Consider the following 20,536-nt stretch of genomic DNA (forward strand, 5'->3'; position numbering starts at 1 on the left):
GCTAAATTCTCCTCCTCATCAGGTTGCTCTGATCGACGCCTCGTTTGACCAGTGCATTGATAACGACTGCGATGAGGATAATCGAGCCCTGAATGCCCATTTGCCAGAATGGCGAGACGTTGATCAGCGGCAAGGCGTTGTTCAAAATCCCCAGTAGAATCGAGCCCAAAATGATGCCCGAGATTTTTCCGGAGCCCCCTGCGATGCTGACTCCCCCGAGCACACATGCCGCAATGACGCTCAGCTCGTAGCCCGAAGCTGTGTCACCTTGTGCGGAAGCAAATTTGGATACCCACAAAACACCCGCGAGTCCAGACAATCCACCCATGATCGTGTACACGAGCCACAAAATTTTATCGTTGTTGATCCCACTGATTTTCGCCGAATCCGGGTTGCTGCCCACTGCGTAAATCTGTCTGCCTGTCCTGGTGTATGTAATGAAGTAGAAAAAGATGAGGTAAATGACGATCGCGATCACGATGAGGGTATTGAGCCCGAAAATGGAGCTGGTCGCAATCGCTTTGAAGGAATCCGGCATCTGGTGCGCGCTGACCCATTTGCCGCCGCTGACCATGAACGTCATGCCGCGAAATGCGTTCATCATACCGAGAGTGGCGATGATGGGAAGTATACCTGCCTTGGAGACGAGAAGGCCGATGATCATCCCGCTGACGATACCGACTGCTGTCCCGAGCAAAATGGCGAGCAAAGGATGCGTATCCGGATAAGCGCTCACGGTCATGGCAGAAATCATTCCGGACAAAGCGAGCGTCGCCCCGATCGACAGGTCAATCCCTCTCGTCACGATGACCAGCATCATGCCGACTGCCAAAATGCTCAGAATGGCCGTATTCGTGACCATGTCGTTAATATTTTCCAGCGTCAAAAAGCTGGGGTTGCGCAGCTGTACCCCTACGCACAAAAGCAAAATGAATACGAGCAAGCCCAGCTCCCGAAACTTGGCGATGCTGGCACCTGCGGAAGTCTTTTGCAGCGAATATTCTGGCACTTCTTTCACCACCTTTTTCCTTGTCCCTTACGTGCTGAGCGTCTCTGACGCACTGCTGTGTGCCGTCGCCGCTTCTGGAATGGCGCTGTTTACCATGGCTGCCTCCAGGATGGCCTCCTGTGTCACCGTTGCACCGTCCAAGCTGGCTGTCACTCTGCCTTCTCGCATAACGACGACACGATCGCTCATGCCGATCACCTCAGGCATCTCCGATGAAATCATAATGACGCCATACCCCTGTGAAGCTAGGTCACTAATGATTTCATAGATCGCAGACTTCGCCCCGACGTCTACACCCTTCGTAGGCTCATCCAGAATGATGATATCCAGATCGGCGGTCAACAGCTTGGCGACGACGACCTTTTGCTGGTTCCCACCGGATAAGGAGCTGGCGAGATCAAAGATGCTGCGGGCTTTTACCTGGACTTTTTCCGCGAGAGCGTGTGCCAGCTCCGCTTCCCTTTTCTCCTGAATCCAGCCCTTGCGCGACAGCTTGCCGAGTGCTGACAGGGTAATGTTGCGCTCGATTCCCCACTCCAGGACCAGTCCTTGCTTTTGCCTGTCCTCGGGCAAGTACCCGATCCCGAGCTCCATCGCTTGCAGCGGGTTTTTGACTTTAATCGCTTTGCCTTTTAAGTACACCTGGCCCGTATCGAACGAGGTAATTCCAAAGACGGCTTGGCACACCTCGGTTCTCCCTGCCCCTACCAACCCGGTCAAGCCGACAATTTCGCCTCGATGCACCGAAAAGGATACGTCTGCAAAAAAGCCTGTTTTGCCAAGACCTTCTACGCGGAGCAATTCTTCCCCGACCTTTGCTGCCTTTTTGGGGAACAGCTGTGTAATTTCCCGTCCGACCATGGCTACGATCAGGTCCTCGTTTGAAATTTCGGAAATGCCCCAGGAGCCGATATATTTGGCGTCGCGGAACACAGTCACTTTGCTCGCCAATCGGTACATGTCTTCAAAGCGGTGCGAAATAAAGATGATCGATGCCCCATTATCGCGCAGCTTTTCCGCGATCTTGTACAGCTCTTCACTCTCTCTTGCCGTAAGCGCTGCTGTCGGCTCATCCATGATGATGATGCGCGCATCCATTGAAAGCGCTTTCGCAATTTCGACGATTTGTTGCTGGGCAACGCTGAGCGCCCCCATCTTCGTTCTCGGATCAAAGCTTGCCCCCAGCTCCTGCAGCAGCTTTTTCGCTTCTGCGTGCATGTCGCCCCATAGGATCCGCTTTGTGCGTTTGGTGATCTTCTCATGTCCCATAAAGATGTTTTCCGTAACGCTCAGGTCTGGAAAACAAGTCACATGCTGATAAATCGCGGCAATTCCCAAGCGTTGGGCGTCCTTTGGATTTTTGATTTCCGTTTTCTGCCCGTTTACAAAGATTTCGCCTTCGTCCGGGAGATGTACACCCGTAATGATCTTGATGAACGTGGATTTGCCAGCTCCGTTCTCACCCATGAGCGCGTGGATTTCACCTGGCTTTAGCTGAAAATGCACTTGATCCAGCGCCTTTACGCCTGGAAACGTTTTCGTGATTCCTCTCAATTCAAGAACGTAATCTGACATAAACGTCCTCCTATTCCTGTTGGAAACGAGCCCTCTGCGGTCGAACAAAACGGACATGACTGTTTTGTTTGCACCTGTTTGTTTTTATATCTTTGATTATACAGCTTTGGTTTTTGTTTGCATATGATTAATTCTGTATTTTTTTATTATTCTTTGTTTTCTCTGAAAATGCGCAAAATCGGACATCGATGCTCTCCTCTTCGTCATGACTCTTGAATCCTTTTTCATTGTGTAGCTATTCTATGCGTATGGCCCTCTCTGTCCGTGGTATAATCCTTATAGGATGAATGTTTTTCCAAATAATAAAAATTGTGGTGAGTGATTCGTGGATATCAACTTCGCTTTTTTTGCGATTATTGTCATCGTCTCCGTCATTAACATCTATTATCTACTAAAGAAAACCAATCAGCATTTACAGAGAATAGAAGACTTGCTATCCCGAATGATAGAGAAGAAGGATTAGGGAGTCACCCTATGAATGGGAGGTCTGTATGTTGCAAATTCGTAATGTTCACGTGCAGGATTACAGGAGCGTAACCGCCGTCGTGAATGAGTGGTGGGGTGGCCGACAGATGGCTCATTTGCTGCCACGGTTGTTTTTTGAGCATTTTCAGCCGACAAGCTTTATTGTAGAAGAAAACGGAGAAATGGCAGCATTTCTGATCGGCTTTTTGTCTCAAGCCTCTCCAGGCGAAGCCTACATTCATTTTGTTGGGGTGCATCCGGAGAAACGAAAAGACGGGCTCGGCAAAAAGCTTTATCAGCACTTTTTTGAAACGGTGAAAGAAAAAGGCTGCCATACCGTGCGCTGCATTACTTCTCCTGTCAATAAAACCTCTATCGCTTTTCATACGAGCATGGGATTTGCCATTAAACAAGGAGATAAAACCGTCGAGGGAATCTCCGTCACTTCCCACTACGATGGCAGCGGGAATGATCGGGTTTTGTTTGTGAAGGAGATCTAGGTAGTCACCCAAGCTCAACTGCGAAAGAAGCGTGCATTTTGGAGAAAACACAACTGACCGGGCGCATCGTGACTCCCGCTGATAGCGGCTTCAGGCCGTCAAAAAAGACTATGATCCAACCAACCTGTTCCGCTTTCCGCAAAGCATTCCTTTGCCGCCCGATCCCAGGAAAAGGTAAAGCTTATCTCTTCCCGAGCTGAGCTTTCTTTATTGTCATTGGCGATGTAAAAAAAGAAGCTGCCCTGCCAAGACAGCCCCCCTTCTTCCTTCTTCACTTCTGCCTGATTCTCACCAGCACATCGTCCAACCGCTTGGGATCCGTCAAATTTACCGGATCCAGCAGCCACTCTGCTTCCTGCGCGGTGAGCAGTCCCCTTTCTACGACGACCTGCTTTACCGTCTTCTGCTCGCGAATTGCTTGTTTGGCTACGTCGCTTCCGGTCTCGTAGCCAAAGATCGTAGCAATAACGGCGGCGACGGCTGTGGACGTTTCAGCGTGGGCGTGGCATACATCCCGGTTGGCGCGGATACCGCTCACGCATTTATTGGCAAACAGCGGGATCGACTCTATAAGAAGTGTAAACGATTCGAACAGACATTTGACAATGAGCGACTCCCATACGTTGAGATCGAGCTCGCCGCCTTCTGCTGCCATCGTCACGGCATAATCGTTTCCACATACCTGATAGCTGACTTGAATCATCAGCTCAGGCAGGATGGGATTGACTTTTCCGGGCATGATTGAGGAGCCTGGTTGTACAGACGGCAGCTCGATTTCGTTCAGCCCACCGTTTGGACCCGAAGACATGACTCGCAAGTCACGCGACATTTTTGAAATCCCGGTCGCCAAGCTTTTCAGAACAGCAGATATCCTCAGATAGACATCCGCATACTGCAATCCGTCAAAAAGATTATCTTCAGAGTGAAGCTCCCAGCCTGTGATCTCCTGTAAATGGCGATAGCACGCAGGCAAAAATCCCGGCAAGAGCCCTACTCCTGTCCCCACTGCTGTCGCACCGAGCGGAAGCTGCAGGCATTCCGTTTGCACCTCGCGCAGATACTTGATTTGCCGATCCAGCATCGAGGCGTATCCGCCAAACTCCTGCCCCAGCGTCACCGGCAGCGCATCCTGCAAGCAGGTTCTCCCCAGCTTGACCACATCTGCGTATTCCTTTGCCTTTGTCAGCCATGCCTCACGCAAGCTTTCCACCTGTGTGATCAATGCCTCAGCCTTCTCGTAGAGCGACAGCTTCATGGCACTGGGCAGCACGTCGTTGGTGGATTGCCCCATATTTACATGCGTATTGGGATGCACCATCGAGTAGCCCCTTTCTCCTGTCAGAAGCTCGTTGGCGCGGTTGGCAATCACTTCGTTTACATTCATATGCGTCGCGATTCCGCCCCCGCCTTGGAACATGTCCACGACGAAGAAGGCCGTCCATTTGCCTTGCATGACTTCCTCTGCTGCCTGACAAATCGCTCCACTGACCCGCTCTTCCATCGATCCAATCTGGCAGTTTGCCAGTGCTGCTGCCTTTTTAATCGCCGCGAGGTATTTCACGAGCGTGAACGCATCCGCGCCAATCGTCCGATGTGATACAGGGGATAGCTGTAAACTGCGCATCGTTTGGATTCCGTAATAGAGCTCGTCCGGTATTTGCATCTCACCCAATCCATCATGCTCCGTTCTCATCATGTCCTCTCTCCTCTTCTCTTCTTAGTAGAAGCCTTGGCTCGCAAAGCCTTCGCACCCAAAGGTACAGGTCGGTCTCTCCCCTACCGGATCGTAATCGAGTAGGAGGGAGCGACTAACTCCCGTCCTCTCACACCACCGTACGTACCGTTCGGTATACGGCGGTTCATCAAGCTTGACGAATGACAGAATATCGTTGTAATAAGCTTTTCAGCCCTTGTTGTTGCCAATATGCAACTCCGAGGGCTTTGTGCATTTGAGGAGTCTTTGTGGTACGCCATGCACCCTTTCTGGTGTTTGCAATTTCTATTGCTTGGACGTGCGATAAACCCAGAGAGCGAAGTTCTCGATATCGGGTTCGTACTCGCTTCCACTGAGACCACAAGCAAAGTCGAAGTCTACGTCGTATCCATTCGTCGATAGATTGAAGGATTTTCTTTGCATCCGCAAGGGCAAAATATCCGATCCAACCCATGAGGTACTGGTTTAGCTTCCGAATCCTTTCATCCATAGAGATGCTCCATACCGGATTAGTGATGAAGCGGATTTTCTCTTTCAACTTCAGAAGTGATTTTGGATGAAGCCGAATCCTTGCTTGTTTTGCATTAGTGAAACCGAAACCGAGGAACTTACGCTTCCAAGGTCGATCCACTGCGCTCTTCTGCTCATTTACTTTAAGCTTAAGTACCTTCTCCAAGTAGCTTTGGATACTTTCTTTTACCCGTTCTCCCGCCCGCTTTGTTCTCACGTAGATATTGCTATCGTCTGCGTATCGACAAAAGCGATGTCCCCTCTTTTCCAGTTCTTTATCCAAATCGTCGAGCAAGATGTTCGCCAATAACGGACTAAGTGGACCACCTTGTGGTGTGCCCTCTACTGCCGAAAGGCAGATGCCATTGACCATGATGCCTGCTTGTAGATATGCGCGAACAAGTTTCAACAAAGCTTTATCTTTTACTTTTCGAGCAACCCGACTCATTAAAATATCGTGATTAACCCGGTCGAAGAATTTCTCTAAGTCCATATCCACGACAAAGCGATATCCTTCGGAAATATAAAATTGTGCTTGTCTCATGGCGTCATGCGCACCACGGTTCGGTCGGAATCCGAAACTGGATTCTGAGAAGTGGGGGTCAAATATAGGAGTAAGAACTTGGAGGATGGCTTGTTGAATAAAGCGATCTATCACGGTAGGAATACCTAATAACCTTACTCCTCCGTCAGATTTCGGGATTTCGACTCTGCGGACAGGGGAAGGTTTGTAGGTCCCTTTCATAATCTGCTTTTTAGTGGTCAACCAGTGTTCACGGATATAATCGCGCAGTTGTTCGGTTGAAACACCGTCGATTCCCGCCGATCCTTTGTTTCTTTCCACTCTTTCGAGTGCCACTAATAGATTTTCTCGTGACAGGACTTTCTCCAACAGCTCCATGACGATACCCTTCCTCCGCACGCATCCTTCTAGTCTTGCCGGACAATACTCAGCCCTCTCTTGTACCCTCAGGGCTTCACCCATTTTCTCCAAGAGTAGTTCCTTACAGAATTCTGCTTCACAGTATTATCACGAAAGTGATTAGCGGATGTGTTGACTTAATGTTCAGCCCTTCCCCGTTCAAGCGTCCTTTACTTGGGTACTATGGCTTCTGCTGACTTCTGCATGTTCAGCGTCTCCTTACGAAGACGGTTACCAACATTTGAAGGCACTTCATGCAGACCTCCCCAGGTAAGAGCGATAACTTTCATCCCATGTACCTGCCCAAGTTTACTGCTGTATTCCTTGGCTGTATGGGGCTTCGTCTTGTTTGGCAGACTCACCCGAATACAACAGCCTCAAATTGGGTTCGTGTACCTCAGGTCGGGACTTTGCCGCCGGCTTCCTTCAGATTCCACCTCGCGGTGGACACCCTTGCCTTGGGCTAACGGTTGGTACAGCCAACCCCCGTTCGGGACTTACACCCTAGAGCTATCGCCCATGCTGGGCGCACCAAAAAGCCTCCTGCCCCACCCGTTAAGCGGGGAGCAGGAGGAGCTTTTCGTTCGTTTATTTTTCTGGGAACTCGATGACGGTTCTCCCTACGTTGATGCAGCACGCGTCATGGAAGGAATCAAACGCTTTGTTGATCTCGTCCAGCTGGATGCGGCCCAATACCAGATCATCGAGATTAAACTTACCGTCCAAATACAGCTTCGCGATGGCCGGGAAGTCGCGGAATGGCTGGGTGTTTCCGTAGAAGCTGCCTTTCAGCACTTTCCCGACACGATGGAAGCCGCCAGCTGGCAGCGTGATTTCTTTTGCTGGATGGAAGGCACCGATAACAACGACTGTGCCGCCTTTGCGTGTCCCTTTCCAAGCGCTTTGCGTCGCATTCGTATTTCCTGTGCAATCGATCGCAAAGTGGACACCAAAGCCATCTGTCAGCTCTTTCAGACGCTCTTCTGCATTTTCTTCCCCTACGTTAATCGTGTGCGTCGCGCCAAACTTCTTGGCGATCTCCAGATTTGCCGGCTTCATGTCGCATGCAATGATTTTAGAGGCACCTGCGATACGCGCTCCCTGAATAGCATTGACACCCACGCCGCCGATTCCGAAAACAGCCACGGTGCTGCCCGGTGTAACACCTGCCGCGTGCACGGCTGCGCCATATCCTGTCGCTACGCCGCAACCGATCAAGGATGCTTGTGCGAGCGGCATTTCATCCGGCAGCTTCACGCAGGACATTTCGGGAACAACGGTATATTCTGCAAAGGTAGACAGCAAGGAATTGTGGTAAATCTTTTCACCGTCTTTGCTCAGGCGGGTCGTTCCATCCAGCAAGGTTCCCTCAAACATGGGTCCAAAAGCGGATTCGCAAAGATGAACCGCTCCTGTCACGCAAAATTCGCACGTACCGCAGTAAGGTACCCAGCTCAGCGCTACTTTGTCCCCAGGCTTCACCTTGGTTACATTCGGGCCTACCGCTTCCACAACCCCTGCCCCTTCATGCCCCAGGATCGTTGGGAACGGAGTAGTCTCATCATCCAGTGCATTCAGATCGCTGTGGCATACACCTGTTGCTGCCACACGTACCAATACTTCATTTGCCTTTGGTGCATCGAGTGTTACTTCCTGAATCGCAAGCGGTTGTCCGACTCCTGTCATCACAGCTGCTTTCATTTTCATGTCTATTCCCTCTTTCGCGGACTGTTCTCGTAGTAGCGTTGCACGGGTGGATCATCATGTATCTATGAAAAGGCTTTAGTAGGCAAACCAGATCGCTTTCGCTTTTGTATAGGAAGCCAAGGAGTGGATCGCAAACTCTTTGCCCCAGCCGCTTTGCTTCCAGCCACCGAATGGACTTGCTACATCATAGCAGCCGTAGCGATTCACGAAGACTTGACCGGCTTGCAGCTTGTTCGCCACGCGATGTGCGCGGGACATATCACCTGTCCACAGACCTGCAGCCAATCCGTATATCGTGTCGTTCGCCATCTCAACCACTTCTTCTTCGGTATCAAACGGAATGACGCAAAGAACGGGTCCAAAAATCTCTTCTTGGGCGATCTTCATTTTGTTGTGAACATCCGCAAAAATGGTGGGACGGATGAAGTAGCCGTTAGCATTGTCGCCTGTCAGATCGCGTTCGCCACCTGCCGCCACACGTGCGCCTTGCTCTTTTCCGCTCTCGATGTAGCCGAGGATACGCTCCAATTGTTTTTTGGAGACTTGCGCTCCTTGATCCGTTGTTGGATCAAAAGGATCACCCAGCTTGTAGCCGTTCGCCATTTCTGCCAAACGATTTACTACTTGGTCATAGATGTCACGTTGGACGAACAAACGGGTTGGGGACGAGCATTTCTCCGCTTTATGCGTGAACAGTCCGTAAAAAGAACGTTCAATGGCAGCGTCCAGGTTCGGTGCATCGCTGAATAGGATGTTCGGAGACTTTCCGCCCAGCTCGAGTGACACCGGCTTCAAATTGGAGTCCGCAGAGTCGCGCACCAGTTGTTTTCCGACCGCCGTGCTCCCTGTAAAAGTCACTTTGTCTACGTTCATATGGCGGCTCATGTGGGAACCGACGCTGCCCGCACCCAGAACGAGGTTGATTACGCCTGGAGGCAGGATATTTGCTTCATGAATGATTTCAAACAAGCGGATGGCAGAGAATGACGTTTCCTCGGACGGCTTCAGGATGATGGTATTTCCCATCGCGAGTGCTGGAGCGAGCTTCCATGCCGCCATGTCGATCGGGAAGTTGAAAGGAACGATCTGCGCACATACCCCGATCGGGTCACGCGTGGTTACGCTCAGGAAGTTGCCCTCAACCGGATTGTTTTCCCCGTAGTACTTGTCCGTCCAGCCAGCGTAGTATTCAAATACATCGGAGGCTTCCTGCACGTCATCCTTGTAGGACTCGGTGTACAGCTTTCCGTTGTCCAATGTCTCCAGCGTAGCGATTTCTGCCTGATGCTCCAGTAAAAGAGCGCTGATCTTCCGCAGAATTTTTGCACGCTCCTTGCGTGTCACTTGACGCCATGCTCCGTTTTCATCGTCAAAAGCCGCACGAGCCGCTGCTACTGCACGATCTACGTCCTCTGGAGCTGCAACCTGAAACGAACCGTTAATCAGGCCATTCGCCGGGTTGGTAGAAGTGATGATTTCATCGCCTGCGCTATCGACCCATTGTCCGTTGATGTAGAGCTTTTTCGTGGACAGCAGCCATTCTTTCGCCCACTCCAGCTTTGGCTGGTCGATTCCTTCAAAAATTGCTCGATCATTTGTTTGATTCATCGTTAAGACCTCCATCTCGGGAAAAGCTTTTGACCCCTTCCCGTCCTTTTTCCTTGATCAGTTTGGAAACAAAGCTGTAGCCATGCTTCTCCTTCAAATCCACGACAAGCGGAATGAAGGTATTGGCTAATTCCTCGCATCTCTCTTCGTTGGCTTCGATACCTGCGAGGCATTTCTCGTGGAACAGGACAAGCGCGTTTTTCAGCATGTAAAGCGCATCCAAAATATTGGCTCCTGCTGCGCCTTCAAACACGTTCAAATCGAGCTCCCCATGCTCCAGCGTCGCCTGGACAACCCGGTCACACCCCAAAACCTGAAAACAGCTTTGGATCAAACTCTCAGGCACGACCGGATTGATTTTTCCGGGGAAAAATGAAGACCCCGCCTGTACGGCTGGAAGCGAAATTTCAGCAAAGCCTGCTTCCGGACCTGAGGACAGCAAACGTAAATCTTTCGCGATTTTAAGCAAGCAAGTAGAGAGCAAGGAAAGCTGAGCCGAAACCTGCGCCAGATCATCCAAGTTTTGTGCCGCATCAAACAAGTTTTCCCGATGCTGTAGCCGCATGCCAGATAGGTGACACAGCTCAGCGAGAACCGCTTCACGATAGGCACTAGGAGCACCGATGCCAGAACCAATCACCGTTCCCCCCAGATTCACCGCGAGAAGCTCTTGGACTGCTTGTTTCAAGGAGCGATGTCGTCTCTTCCATACCGCCGCGTAGCCACTGAACGTTTCACCTAGTTGTACGCGCATGCCATCCTGCAGGCAGGTTCGTGCAATCGTGGTGATCGGCATCAAACGCTGCACCAGCTTTTCCCAAGTCTCCTGCATCCGGGCTAGCAGGTCATCAAGTCCTGCATACTCCTGTACAATCGCCATGCGTATCGCCGTATGACAAGCATCTGAGGTCGATTGGGAGGCATTCACGTGATCGACCGGATGCACAGGAGCATAGGTCCCACGCGGCATTCCCGCTTGCTCATTAGCCAGGTTGGAAATGGCTTCGTTGACGTTCATGTTCGTTCCGATACCACCGCCGCCATGCAGAATATCGACAGGAAAATGTTCGAGATGCTTGCCTGCGATCAGCTCGTCACAAGCCTGTTCAATCGCTTGAAGAACGGATGTCTCGATCACTTCTGCTCTCTCGTTCGCCCGTGCTGCCGCCTTTTTGACCATTGCCAGTGACGCAATATACGCGGGATACTGACGCAGGCTTTTGCCGGAGAACGATAGATTTTGCAACGCTCTCACGGTCTGGATGCCGTAAAGTGCATCCTGCGGTATTTCCAATGTGCCAAACGAGTCCTGTTCTTTTCTCATCTTCAACCATCTCCTCCAAAAGGGGTACAGTCTGGTTGCCCCCCCTACTGAACATGGAGACTGTCGATCATCTGCAGACAAAGCAACCTCCTACCAGCCAGCCCTACACTAGCTCGTGCCTCCGTAAAGGCGAATAGGCAGCTATCTGCAGATGCCACAGCTTTGATCTTAATTCACAATGCGAACAACAAGTTCATTATATGAACATGACCAGATTATAATTCGCTCTCCTCGGAATTGTCAAACAAACATTTTTTTCTGGAAGGGAGTGCTCCACCGCTCGTTTTCCCGCCCTTCTAGCACTTAGATATATAAACGAATAGCTTTCAAGCAAAAATCTACGCTATAATGATCTACATTGGAAAAAATTAATGGAGTGTTAACGTGCGCATGAAACAGGAAAACTCATCTGTTCAAGCAGTCGATCGAGCTCTGCAGCTTCTCCAGTTAGTAGGAGAAAGCAAAGATCCTATTTCCATCGTAGATTTGGCTGAAAAGTCAGGAATGAACCGCACGACTGTGTGGCGACTGATTGGAACACTTGAAAATCATGGTTTTATTGAACGTGACCCTCTGACGAAGGGTTACTTGCTCGGCTATGCTGCCAACCGCCTTGCTGCCCAGGCCCCGCAATACGGCTCACTCATCCGCCGGGCCCGAAAAAGCATGGAGCAGCTGCGCGAAGAAACACAGGAGACTGTCCTGCTCAGCGTCCCCAAGCACCTCGGTACCCTTACGATCGACCAAATCGATCCGGCCAACAGTGTACGCGTTGCTCACTATGTGAACGCCTTTTTGCCGCTGCACTGTACATCGAACGGCAAAGTCCTTCTTAGTACCTTTTCTGAAGATGAGCTCAACTTTTTCCTCGAGCAGCCATTAGAAAGTATGACTCCTGATACAATCACGGACCCTAAGCTTCTGCGAGAAGAGATCGAAAGGGTCAAAAAACTTGGGTATGCTACCGTGATTGGTGAGCTGGATGTAAATGAAAACGGCATTTCTGCCCCGATCTACGACAAACGCCATGTTCTCGTGGCCTTTATCAGCGTGTGCGGACCGAATTTTCGATTTACGGAAGAAAAAGTCTTGGCCTGTACGAAGTATTTGTTCGCAGCTGCTCGCGATATTGCCGAGCATTTGCAGTAAGCTCCAAAAAAAAAAACGGCCCTGCTAATGGCCGCCACGGAAGCCTGATGCGCCCTAACGCGTCAGGCTTTTCCTATTTTTCATGATTCCTCCATTCTTGAACATCCTAAAAGAGATGTGGATTTCCCCTCATTTTGGCCGAGGAAAACAAACCTTTGAAAAATGATTGACAATTCTCGACATGAGCACATATAATCACCTTAGTTTCACATCGCGAATAAACAGTTCACATTATGAACATTCTTTTTACTTCCAGTCATCCTTTCGATGTACTCTTCGCCCAACCCCTACTTAGGCGAACCGTAGTTTTATAGTTTTTTTACAAGGGGGAATTCATGTGAACAGTAGCCAAATGATTAAAATGGACGACGCTCCACTGAGCAAGTTTCACATCAAGATGGCAGCGCTTACGTTCGGTGCCCACTTCACTGACGGTTATGTTTTAGGTATTATTGGAATCGCTTTCACTCTCATCAAGCCTCAAATGAATCTCGACCCTCTCTGGACTGGTCTGATCGGCAGTTCTGCCTTGATCGGTCTCTTCCTTGGCAGTCTCATTCTCGGCTATATTTCCGACTTTATTGGACGGCAAAAGATCTTCGTTTTCAGCTTTATCTTGATTACGTTAGCTTCTTTCCTGCAATTTTTTGCCGATACTCCGGCACAGCTATTACTCTTGCGCATCTTGATCGGGATCGGTATGGGTGGCGACTATAGTGTTGGACATACCATGCTGGCTGAATTTTCCCCTAAAAAGCACCGCGGCGTTCTACTCGGTTCCTTTAGCGTGATTTGGACCTTTGGGTATGTAGCATCGACCTTGATCGGTACTTATCTGCTCAGCATTGGACCTGATGCGTGGCGCTATATGCTCGCTTCTTCCGCCATTCCTGCTGTCGTTATTCTGCTACTGCGTATGGGTACACCGGAATCTCCACGCTGGCTGATTAACAAAGGACGCATTGATGAAGCACGCAACATCGTGAAAAAGTATCTTGGACCAAACATCGTGCTGGATGATGAAACACCTGTCAAAAAAACGCAGGGAAGCTTTGCCCAACTTTTCAGCAAGGACATGCGCAAGCGTACTGTGTTCAACTGCCTGTTTTTTGTTTGCTTGGTCATCCCTTATTTTGCGATCTATACGTTCTTGCCTGCGATTTTGGAATCGATGGGTCTCAGCGAAAACTTCGGTACGGATTTGCTGTTGAACGGTTTGCTGGTCGTGGGTGCCCTTCTTGGCATTTGGTGCACGATCAAGTATTCCCGTCGCGGCTTCCTGATCAGTTCTTTCATCATCCTGGCAGTCACCCTGTTCCTGCTGACAGTCTTGCCTGAAGGCGCTACCACACTGATGATTCTCGTCTTTGCTATCTTTACTTTGATCATGTCGGCAGTAAGTAACCTCGTGGGAGTATTTCCTGCCGAAAGCTTCCCTACAGAAGTTCGCTCCAGCGGCGTAGGACTCGCGACTTCCTTCAGCCGATTTGGTTCCGCCATCGGTACCTTCTTGTTGCCGATCGGAATCGACAGTTTTGGGATTCACCCGACCATGCTCGCGTTGACGGGGGTTTTGGTGGTCGGTACGCTGGTCTCCATCGCCTGGGCTCCTGAAACGAAAAACCTCTCGCTCAGCGAAGCGAGTGACATGCAAAAAACCGCTTAGTTGCAAGAATGAAAAAGAGCCACATCTTCTGTTACAGGGCTTGTCCTGCCCCTGACTCACGGAAGATGTGGCTCTTTCTTTTGGGTTCTTTACACGTCAAACTTGCTGACCAGCGCTTGCAGTCGGAGTGCCTCCCGATTCAGCTTGTCCGCAGAGCTGGCTACATCCTCACACGATAGCAGCTGCTCATCTACCGAGTTGACTGTGGTTTTTGCGTACGCCAGCGCCTGGTTCGCAATCTCTTTCATAAGGATGACCGCTTCACTGACTTGCTGCGTATTGGCTGCCATTTGCTCCGCAGATGCGGAAACTTCCTGCACTTGATCCGTTACCTCGATGATGCTATTGCGGATGGTTGTAAAAATATCGCTCGCTTCACTGGCTACCTGCATGCCAGACGCGGTTTCCCTGCTGCTTTCACTCATTGCAGAAACGGCAGTCGCCATGTAGGTACGGATCTCTTCTATTAAGTGGGCGATTCGTGCCGCCGACTCTTGGGACTGTCCAGCCAGCTTTCGGACTTCCTCTGCTACGATGGCAAAGCCCTTCCCTTGCTCTCCTGCCCGTGCAGCTTCAATCGCTGCATTGAGTGCGAGGATTTGTGTCTGTCCCGTAATGGCTTCCATGACCCGCAAAATATCCACAATCTGGGTAGAATGGGCATCCAGTGTTCGAATGATCTCGTTTGTCTGCTCCGTCTGGTTGTTGATCTGCTCCATTTGCGCAGCTACTCGCGAGACAGTGTCATCTCCCAGCTTGGCGAGCTCTGACATCGTAAGCGACAGCTCCGCTACCGCAGATGATGACGTAGCCACCATATGAATCCCTGCATTGACTTCTTCCATGCTGCGAGCACTTTGGTTCGAGCCGTGCTGCTGCCTTTCTGCGCCATCAGCGATCTCCTTTACTGAGCTGACAATCTGCCGCGATGATTCAGCGGTACGCTCTGCACCTACAGTCAGTTCCTCTGAGGAAGCGGCCACCTCGTCAGCGGTTTTCTTTACTTCCTGAATGAGCACATTCAGATTCGTACGCATTTTTTCAAAAGCAGTCCCTAGTTGACCCACTTCATCTCTGGATTGGATCACTACCGGCTGATCCAGCTTGCCATCTGCGATTACTAACGCCTTCTGGTTCAACAAGCGAAGCGGCTTGATGATGGAGCGGCTCAGTACATACGCAACAACGCTGCTCACCACCAGAACGACCAGGAAAAACATAAGCATCAATCGATTGGAAAGCTCGATGGAGTCTTGAATGGAGCTTACAGAATCTGTTATTTGCTGCACCTTTTCCTGGAGATAAGCATCTACTTCACTGTTGACCTTTTCTGCCTGGGCATCAAAGTCATCCATTAGCTGATTGCCCTTCTCGTGACCTAGGTCGATAAAGACATGTGCCATTTTTTGACCGACGGCATAGAAATCATCGAAAGCCACTATTATCTTTTGCAGACGCTCCTGATCCTCAGGATTAACCTGCTTCATTTCCTCAGCAGACTTCCGGAACATTGCTGCGTATCTGGATGCTTCGTCCAGACCATCATCCATCCCATTTTGTCCCCGTGTGGCGCTAATATCAGTCAACCATTGTTGAACCTGAATGACGGACATCTTCATTTCCTCAGCCATAAGAGCTGAACGTAGCGTTTTGGCTTCCATGATCGTGGTGGTCTCACTTTGCTGTAAGGAAACTACGTACTGATAGCTGCCAACTGCTGCGAACATGACGAAAATTAGAGAGAATGCACATACAATTTTTTTGGCGATTGACACAGTCTCCTCCTCAAACAAACATGATGCAACTGTACATATTCGTAAATTGTAATGCGTTTGAGGGGATCAAAACAATCGCCAGCCTAGAATTGTAAACGATTTGTAACCAATATTTGTCTGAAAGATGTCACTTGTTTACTTTTGAATAGCAATCACAAGCTGTGATATGGTCATTAACCATGCCTACTGCCTGCATAAAGGCATAGCAGATCGTAGAACCCACGAAGGTGAATCCTCGCTTCTTCAAATCCTTGCTCAGTTTGTCGCTCACGTCAGTAGTGGCTGGTACCTGAGACATAGCTGTAAAATGGTTCTGAATCGGCTTTCCCCCTACAAAAGACCAGATATATTCTCGAAAGGAGCCGAATTCCTCTACAACGCGGAAAAAGGCCTTTGCGTTGGTCACAACAGCCCTGACCTTCAATCTGTTTCGCACAATCCCTTCATTATTTAGCAGCTCTTCTATCTTGTTCTCATCGTAGTGAATGATTTTTTCAGGCTCGAAGTTATCAAATGCCTTCCGATAATTCTCCCTTTTTTTCAGGATCGTATACCAGCTTAGTCCTGCCTGTGCTCCCTCGAGATTGAGATACTCAAATAGGAGCCGGTCGTCATAAACGGGTACTCCCCATTCGTGATCATGGTAGTCGATATACAAAGGATCCTCGTTTACCCAGCCGCATCTGTTCATCGTTTGCTGCCCCCTTTAATCTTGCGAACGTATATTCTTATTGTTAGGATAAACAAACATAACCACTTCTGCAAGTTTTCCTTAGAAAAAAGAAAACCCGTTTTGACGGGATTACTAGTCATCGCGGGTCAGGGTTGCTTTCTATTCAATCAATCAGCATGTCTCACTTTGCCCTGCCCTTTTAGGCGGACCGAAAACCGGTGCTAATCTGGAGTCCGAAAGCTGCTCTCCCAAGCCAAAGTACTGGCAGAAATTCATGAGCAGCGGTTTCCATTTTGCCGGATCAATGTAATTCGGGTGACCATCCATGAGAAGACCTGGCTGAATATGAACTTTTTCAATGTAAACTTCCATGGCCACCAGCGAGCTCGGCTCCTCCATCGGATGCAGCTTTACCAGCCTAGCCTCCATTTGAACGGGACATTCCTTTACTCTAGGCGCTTGCACGACCTCTGACGGCAATGAAGATAGATCCGCGACACCGAGCTTATCTGCCTCGAATTGGTATCCCCGTGCAGCTTTCTTTTCCGGAACCGGATTTCTTCCTGTTAACAAAGTAAGTCTTTCGATTGCCGGCACCATATCTACTGACGGAAGATTGAGCACACATTCTTTTTCTCTCATCAAATTTTGCACGGTCTGTGACTGGCTGCTCATCCCGAGCATGCACGATCGGCCTAGCCACCAAGCCGAGGACATCGGCGCTACATTTGCTGTACCCGTTTCATTCCTTGTAGTGATCAATACAACTGCGCTTCCAAAGTATAAAATTTTTGGCTCAATTACCATGTGCATAGGCCTTCCACGTCTCCTCTGCATTCCAGATTTTCATAACTGTAGCACAGAGCTTTTACGTGATATAGACTTTCCAAGTATGACAGCAAGATCGCAAAGCAATTAATTTTGTCCGGCTGCCACACGAGAAGAAGCTGCCGAATTCTTCCGGCAGCTCCTCTGTCTATTTCACCATCTCAGCCATTTTTACAAATGTGTAGCCCTTGCTCTTCAAGCTCTCCAGCACGACTGGCAAAGCTTCAATCGTATGGATATCATCGAGCATGTGCAGCAGAATCACACTGCCATTTTGCGTCTGGGTAAGAACACCGTTTACAATATCCTTCGCACTGTTTTTGGAATCCCAATCGAGCGTAGTGACATCATACATCGCAATCACTTTGTAGCCAGTCGCTGCAATCACTTTCCCGGTTTGATCGTCCACGACACCCGTCGGCGGTCTGAACAGCATGACAGGCTGCTGCTGGATCGACTCCGTAATGACCTGATGGGCTTTCACGATGTCCTTTTGCAGGTCCTCCGGCTTCAACGTCGTTACCACCGGGTGACTGTAGGAATGGTTTGCGACATCATGACCGCCCTCGACCATGGCTCGTGCCAGATTCGGGTTATTTTCTACCCCTTTTGCCCTCAGGAAAAAGGTCGCTTTTACATCATGCTCTGCTAAAATATCCAAGATTTTTGTAACCGTCTTATCGCTTCCCCAGTCATCAAAGGTAAGCGCGACCTGCTTATTGTTTGTGTCCGATTTATAGACCAGCTTGTACTGGGCATTCTGATAGTTCATGTTCACTTTGGCAGCATCGTAGCCTGGGATTTTTTCCAGCGGCTTTCGTTCACCGCCGTTTTTGATTAATTCACTGAGCGTCGTAAACTTGTAGCCAATCTCCTCGGCTGCTTGAGCAATCAGTGGAATCGCGGGAATCACTTCCGGGTTAATGTCTGTATTTAACGAGATGATTCCACCTCTTGATATGTATCGTGTGATGTAATCGCCGATCGTTTTAGCATCCCTGCTCAAGTCCCGGTCCTTCGGGTTAATATTGTAGCTGACAACGGCGTCCATTCCCAAATGAGCGGCCGCCAAACGGACTTCATCTGTAAAATCTCCAGACTTGGTGCGAACGTAGCGTGGAACAATCCCTGTCTCTCTTTTGATCACTTCATTACTCAGCTGTATTTCGCGATAAATCTGTTCGTAGCTGAGCTTGCTCGTGTCTAGTTGGTTGAGCGTATTGTTTTCGATCTCATGTCCACGAGCCAAGATGTCTTTTGCGATTTTCGGCTCTTCGGCGACCCGCATGCCCGGTAGAAAGAAGGTCGCTTTGATCTGGCTTGCATCCAACTGATCCAGCAAACGTTTCATGGTTTTTTCATCGCCCATGCCATTAAACGTTAAAGCCAATTCTTTTCTAGCTGTGTACACGTAAGAAATCGCTTTGCTTTTTTCTCCCGTGTAGCGGGTAATGCTTTGTTCTGCGTCCGTTTTCCCCTTCAAGTTGTCAACCGATTCATCTTTGTTTACAAACATGGAGCAACCCGATACGAGCATAAGCACCATGCCCATCACGAATCCTTCACGTACACGCAGCATGAAGCCGGCGCTTCTTCCTCTGGTCATGCCTTTTCTCCCTTTTTGCTATCCATCAACAGATAGTCTCTCTTATTTCCCTTGCTCGGACTCCTCTACCAGCTCCGTCATGGTTACCAGCGAGTATCCCTTTGCTTGCAAACCTTCTATTATTCTCGGTAGAGCTTCGACAGTTTGAATATCATCCAGCATGTGCAGTAAAACAATGCTGCCGTTTTTTGTCTTCTCGAGAACGGCATTCACAATGTCATCCGCACTCTTGCTCTTGTCGTGATCCGAGGGAATCACATCGAATAGGGCAATGGTCTCGTAGCCCGTCGCCGCAATGGCTTTGACCACGTCATCGTTGACTGCTCCTGCCGGAGGTCTGAAATACATCGTGGGCTTTTGCTGAATGGCTTCTGTAATGACCTGATGTGCCTTGACGATCTCCTGCTGAAGCTGTTCCGGCGTAATATGGGTGTTATTGGGATGGGAGTATGTGTGATTCGCTACTTCATGCCCTGCTTCTAGAATGGCTCGAGCCAGGTTCGGATTTTTAGCTGTGCCGTCTGCCCGCAGAAAAAAGGTGGACTTGACCTGGTACTTTTCTAGGATGCGGAGGATGTTTGTTACTGTCGCATCGCTACCCCAATCATCGATCGTAATGGCTACCTTTTTCTCATCGGTTTCCACTCTTTTCACCACTTTGGCCATAGCATTGGTGTAGTAGGGGTTGATCTTGGCTGCATCGTAGCCTTCGATCTTTTCCAAGGGTAATTTCTCCTGACCATGAGCCAGAAGCGTCTGGAGGGGCACAAACTGGTACCCTGCTTCGGCAGCAGCCTTGGCGATCAGTGGAATGGATACTGACAAATGAATGTTTTCATCGATATCCAAGGCAATAATTCCGCCACGATTCATATACTTGCGCACGTATTTGTTCTTTTGCTCTTCCGTTTCATCGTGCCAGTTATGCAAGAACAGACTGTAACCGATGACAGCTTCTTGACCGTTGTGCGCCGCTGCCAGACGAATATCGTCCGTGTACGTACCAAGCCATGTCCGAGCATATTTCGGCGTAACACCTGTATGCTTGAGGATCAGCTCCTTGCTCTCCTTTATCTGCTGATAAATCTGTTCGTAGCTTAGATTCGCCAGATCATGTCCATGTACCGCATTATTCTCAATCTCGTGACCTCTCGCCAGGATTTGCTTGGCTAACTGCGGCTGTTTGGCTACTTGCGCTCCCGGCAGAAAAAACGTCGCCTTGATGTTGTATGTATCCAGATCGTTTAAAAGCTGCGTCAGCTTTTTCTCGTCACCTAATCCATTAAAAGTCAAAGCGAGCTCAGGCTTAGTCGTATAAACCATGGAAACAGCTTTGCTTGGCTCTCCCGTATAGCGAACAACGGAGGATGCTGGTTGTGTATTGGCGTATGCCGTAGCCTCCATTACGGAACTGCTCAAAAGCAGGGCCAGTGCTCCAGTCACACCCAGCATTTTTCCCCAGAATCGTTTTCTTTGTCCTTTCCAAAATTTCATGATTCTACTCC

The 20,536-nt window shown here is 49.6% G+C and carries 15 protein-coding genes and 1 pseudogene; 4 read left to right on the forward strand and 12 right to left on the reverse strand.

Features of this window, described 5'->3' with window-relative positions; all coding sequences use genetic code 11:
* Window position 1: 1 nt before the first annotated feature.
* Window positions 2-1,009 (reverse strand): ABC transporter permease, encoded by a 1,008-nt coding sequence (locus tag ACLIN2_RS26400; protein WP_301170050.1) that lies wholly within the window; start codon window positions 1,007-1,009, stop codon window positions 2-4.
* Window positions 1,010-1,036: 27 nt separating this feature from the next.
* Window positions 1,037-2,584, reverse strand: coding sequence for a sugar ABC transporter ATP-binding protein (locus ACLIN2_RS26405; RefSeq protein WP_411502595.1), 1,548 nt, complete (start codon window positions 2,582-2,584; stop codon window positions 1,037-1,039).
* A gap of 491 nt (window positions 2,585-3,075) precedes the next feature.
* Here ACLIN2_RS26405 and ACLIN2_RS26410 point away from each other — a divergent pair, with 491 nt between their 5' ends.
* Window positions 3,076-3,549, forward strand: coding sequence for a GNAT family N-acetyltransferase (locus tag ACLIN2_RS26410; RefSeq protein ID WP_411502596.1), 474 nt, complete (start codon window positions 3,076-3,078; stop codon window positions 3,547-3,549).
* Between the two features lie 115 nt (window positions 3,550-3,664).
* A pseudogene (locus ACLIN2_RS26415) lies at window positions 3,665-3,727 on the forward strand (hypothetical protein); the annotation flags it as partial.
* Between the two features lie 93 nt (window positions 3,728-3,820).
* Here the strand turns inward: ACLIN2_RS26415 and ACLIN2_RS26420 are convergent.
* From ACLIN2_RS26420 to ACLIN2_RS26440, 5 genes are all read right to left on the reverse strand, one after another.
* A complete protein-coding gene (locus ACLIN2_RS26420) occupies window positions 3,821-5,242 on the reverse strand; it encodes an aspartate ammonia-lyase (RefSeq protein ID WP_411502597.1) in 1,422 nt (473 codons plus the stop codon).
* Window positions 5,243-5,411: 169 nt separating this feature from the next.
* Window positions 5,412-6,674 carry a group II intron reverse transcriptase/maturase gene (ltrA, locus tag ACLIN2_RS26425; RefSeq protein WP_411501590.1) on the reverse strand — a complete coding sequence of 421 codons (1,263 nt, stop codon included), beginning with the start codon at window positions 6,672-6,674 and terminating at the stop codon, window positions 5,412-5,414.
* Window positions 6,675-7,283: 609 nt separating this feature from the next.
* Window positions 7,284-8,402: a Zn-dependent alcohol dehydrogenase gene (locus ACLIN2_RS26430; protein ID WP_092273897.1), complete on the reverse strand. Its 1,119-nt coding sequence runs from the start codon at window positions 8,400-8,402 to the stop codon at window positions 7,284-7,286.
* A gap of 75 nt (window positions 8,403-8,477) precedes the next feature.
* Window positions 8,478-10,010 carry an aldehyde dehydrogenase family protein gene (locus ACLIN2_RS26435; protein ID WP_411502598.1) on the reverse strand — a complete coding sequence of 511 codons (1,533 nt, stop codon included), beginning with the start codon at window positions 10,008-10,010 and terminating at the stop codon, window positions 8,478-8,480.
* Complete coding sequence (locus ACLIN2_RS26440; RefSeq protein WP_411502599.1) at window positions 9,994-11,334, reverse strand: lyase family protein; 1,341 nt, start codon at window positions 11,332-11,334, stop codon at window positions 9,994-9,996. The genes ACLIN2_RS26435 and ACLIN2_RS26440 overlap by 17 nt, the downstream gene beginning before the upstream one ends.
* Before the next feature lie 390 nt (window positions 11,335-11,724).
* Between ACLIN2_RS26440 and ACLIN2_RS26445 the strand changes: the two genes are divergently transcribed.
* Both ACLIN2_RS26445 and ACLIN2_RS26450 read left to right on the forward strand, forming a co-directional pair.
* Entirely contained in the window at window positions 11,725-12,483 is a 759-nt protein-coding gene (locus tag ACLIN2_RS26445; protein WP_258957836.1) for an IclR family transcriptional regulator, read from the forward strand.
* A gap of 337 nt (window positions 12,484-12,820) precedes the next feature.
* Window positions 12,821-14,149 carry an MFS transporter gene (locus tag ACLIN2_RS26450; protein WP_218033690.1) on the forward strand — a complete coding sequence of 443 codons (1,329 nt, stop codon included), beginning with the start codon at window positions 12,821-12,823 and terminating at the stop codon, window positions 14,147-14,149.
* Window positions 14,150-14,238: 89 nt separating this feature from the next.
* On the opposite strand, the gene ACLIN2_RS26455 is transcribed toward ACLIN2_RS26450, so the two are convergent.
* The 5 genes from ACLIN2_RS26455 to ACLIN2_RS26475 all read right to left on the reverse strand — a co-directional run bounded on the left by ACLIN2_RS26455 (window position 14,239) and on the right by ACLIN2_RS26475 (window position 20,525).
* Window positions 14,239-15,924, reverse strand: coding sequence for a methyl-accepting chemotaxis protein (locus tag ACLIN2_RS26455; protein ID WP_411502600.1), 1,686 nt, complete (start codon window positions 15,922-15,924; stop codon window positions 14,239-14,241).
* A 127-nt stretch (window positions 15,925-16,051) separates the two neighbouring features.
* Complete coding sequence (locus tag ACLIN2_RS26460) at window positions 16,052-16,615, reverse strand: DNA-3-methyladenine glycosylase I (protein ID WP_400585095.1); 564 nt, start codon at window positions 16,613-16,615, stop codon at window positions 16,052-16,054.
* Window positions 16,616-16,768: 153 nt separating this feature from the next.
* A complete protein-coding gene (locus ACLIN2_RS26465; RefSeq protein ID WP_411502601.1) occupies window positions 16,769-17,410 on the reverse strand; it encodes a flavin reductase family protein in 642 nt (213 codons plus the stop codon).
* A 163-nt stretch (window positions 17,411-17,573) separates the two neighbouring features.
* The gene (locus ACLIN2_RS26470; protein ID WP_411504602.1) at window positions 17,574-19,004 is read right to left on the reverse strand and encodes a polysaccharide deacetylase family protein; all 1,431 of its coding nucleotides are present in this window, start codon (window positions 19,002-19,004) and stop codon (window positions 17,574-17,576) included.
* A 69-nt stretch (window positions 19,005-19,073) separates the two neighbouring features.
* Complete coding sequence (locus tag ACLIN2_RS26475) at window positions 19,074-20,525, reverse strand: polysaccharide deacetylase family protein (RefSeq protein WP_411502602.1); 1,452 nt, start codon at window positions 20,523-20,525, stop codon at window positions 19,074-19,076.
* Between the last annotated feature and the right edge of the window lie 11 nt (window positions 20,526-20,536).

The sequence above is a fragment of the Brevibacillus centrosporus genome (assembly GCF_046622605.1).
GTDB classification, from domain to species: domain Bacteria; phylum Bacillota; class Bacilli; order Brevibacillales; family Brevibacillaceae; genus Brevibacillus; species Brevibacillus centrosporus.

Bases quoted from the DNA above. Each gene is read 5' to 3' on its own strand.
- ACLIN2_RS26475 (WP_411502602.1), bottom strand. From the start codon at position 20,525: ATGAAATTTTGGAAAGGACAAAGAAAACGATTCTGGGGAAAAATGCTG.
- ACLIN2_RS26430 (WP_092273897.1), bottom strand. From the start codon at position 8,402: ATGAAAATGAAAGCAGCTGTGATGACAGGAGTCGGACAACCGCTTGCG.
- ltrA (WP_411501590.1), bottom strand. From the start codon at position 6,674: ATGGAGCTGTTGGAGAAAGTCCTGTCACGAGAAAATCTATTAGTGGCA.
- ACLIN2_RS26465 (WP_411502601.1), bottom strand. From the start codon at position 17,410: ATGCACATGGTAATTGAGCCAAAAATTTTATACTTTGGAAGCGCAGTT.
- ACLIN2_RS26440 (WP_411502599.1), bottom strand. From the start codon at position 11,334: ATGAGAAAAGAACAGGACTCGTTTGGCACATTGGAAATACCGCAGGAT.
- ACLIN2_RS26420 (WP_411502597.1), bottom strand. From the start codon at position 5,242: ATGAGAACGGAGCATGATGGATTGGGTGAGATGCAAATACCGGACGAG.
- ACLIN2_RS26445 (WP_258957836.1), top strand. From the start codon at position 11,725: ATGAAACAGGAAAACTCATCTGTTCAAGCAGTCGATCGAGCTCTGCAG.
- ACLIN2_RS26460 (WP_400585095.1), bottom strand. From the start codon at position 16,615: ATGAACAGATGCGGCTGGGTAAACGAGGATCCTTTGTATATCGACTAC.
- ACLIN2_RS26405 (WP_411502595.1), bottom strand. From the start codon at position 2,584: ATGTCAGATTACGTTCTTGAATTGAGAGGAATCACGAAAACGTTTCCA.
- ACLIN2_RS26410 (WP_411502596.1), top strand. From the start codon at position 3,076: ATGTTGCAAATTCGTAATGTTCACGTGCAGGATTACAGGAGCGTAACC.
- ACLIN2_RS26470 (WP_411504602.1), bottom strand. From the start codon at position 19,004: ATGCTGCGTGTACGTGAAGGATTCGTGATGGGCATGGTGCTTATGCTC.
- ACLIN2_RS26435 (WP_411502598.1), bottom strand. From the start codon at position 10,010: ATGAATCAAACAAATGATCGAGCAATTTTTGAAGGAATCGACCAGCCA.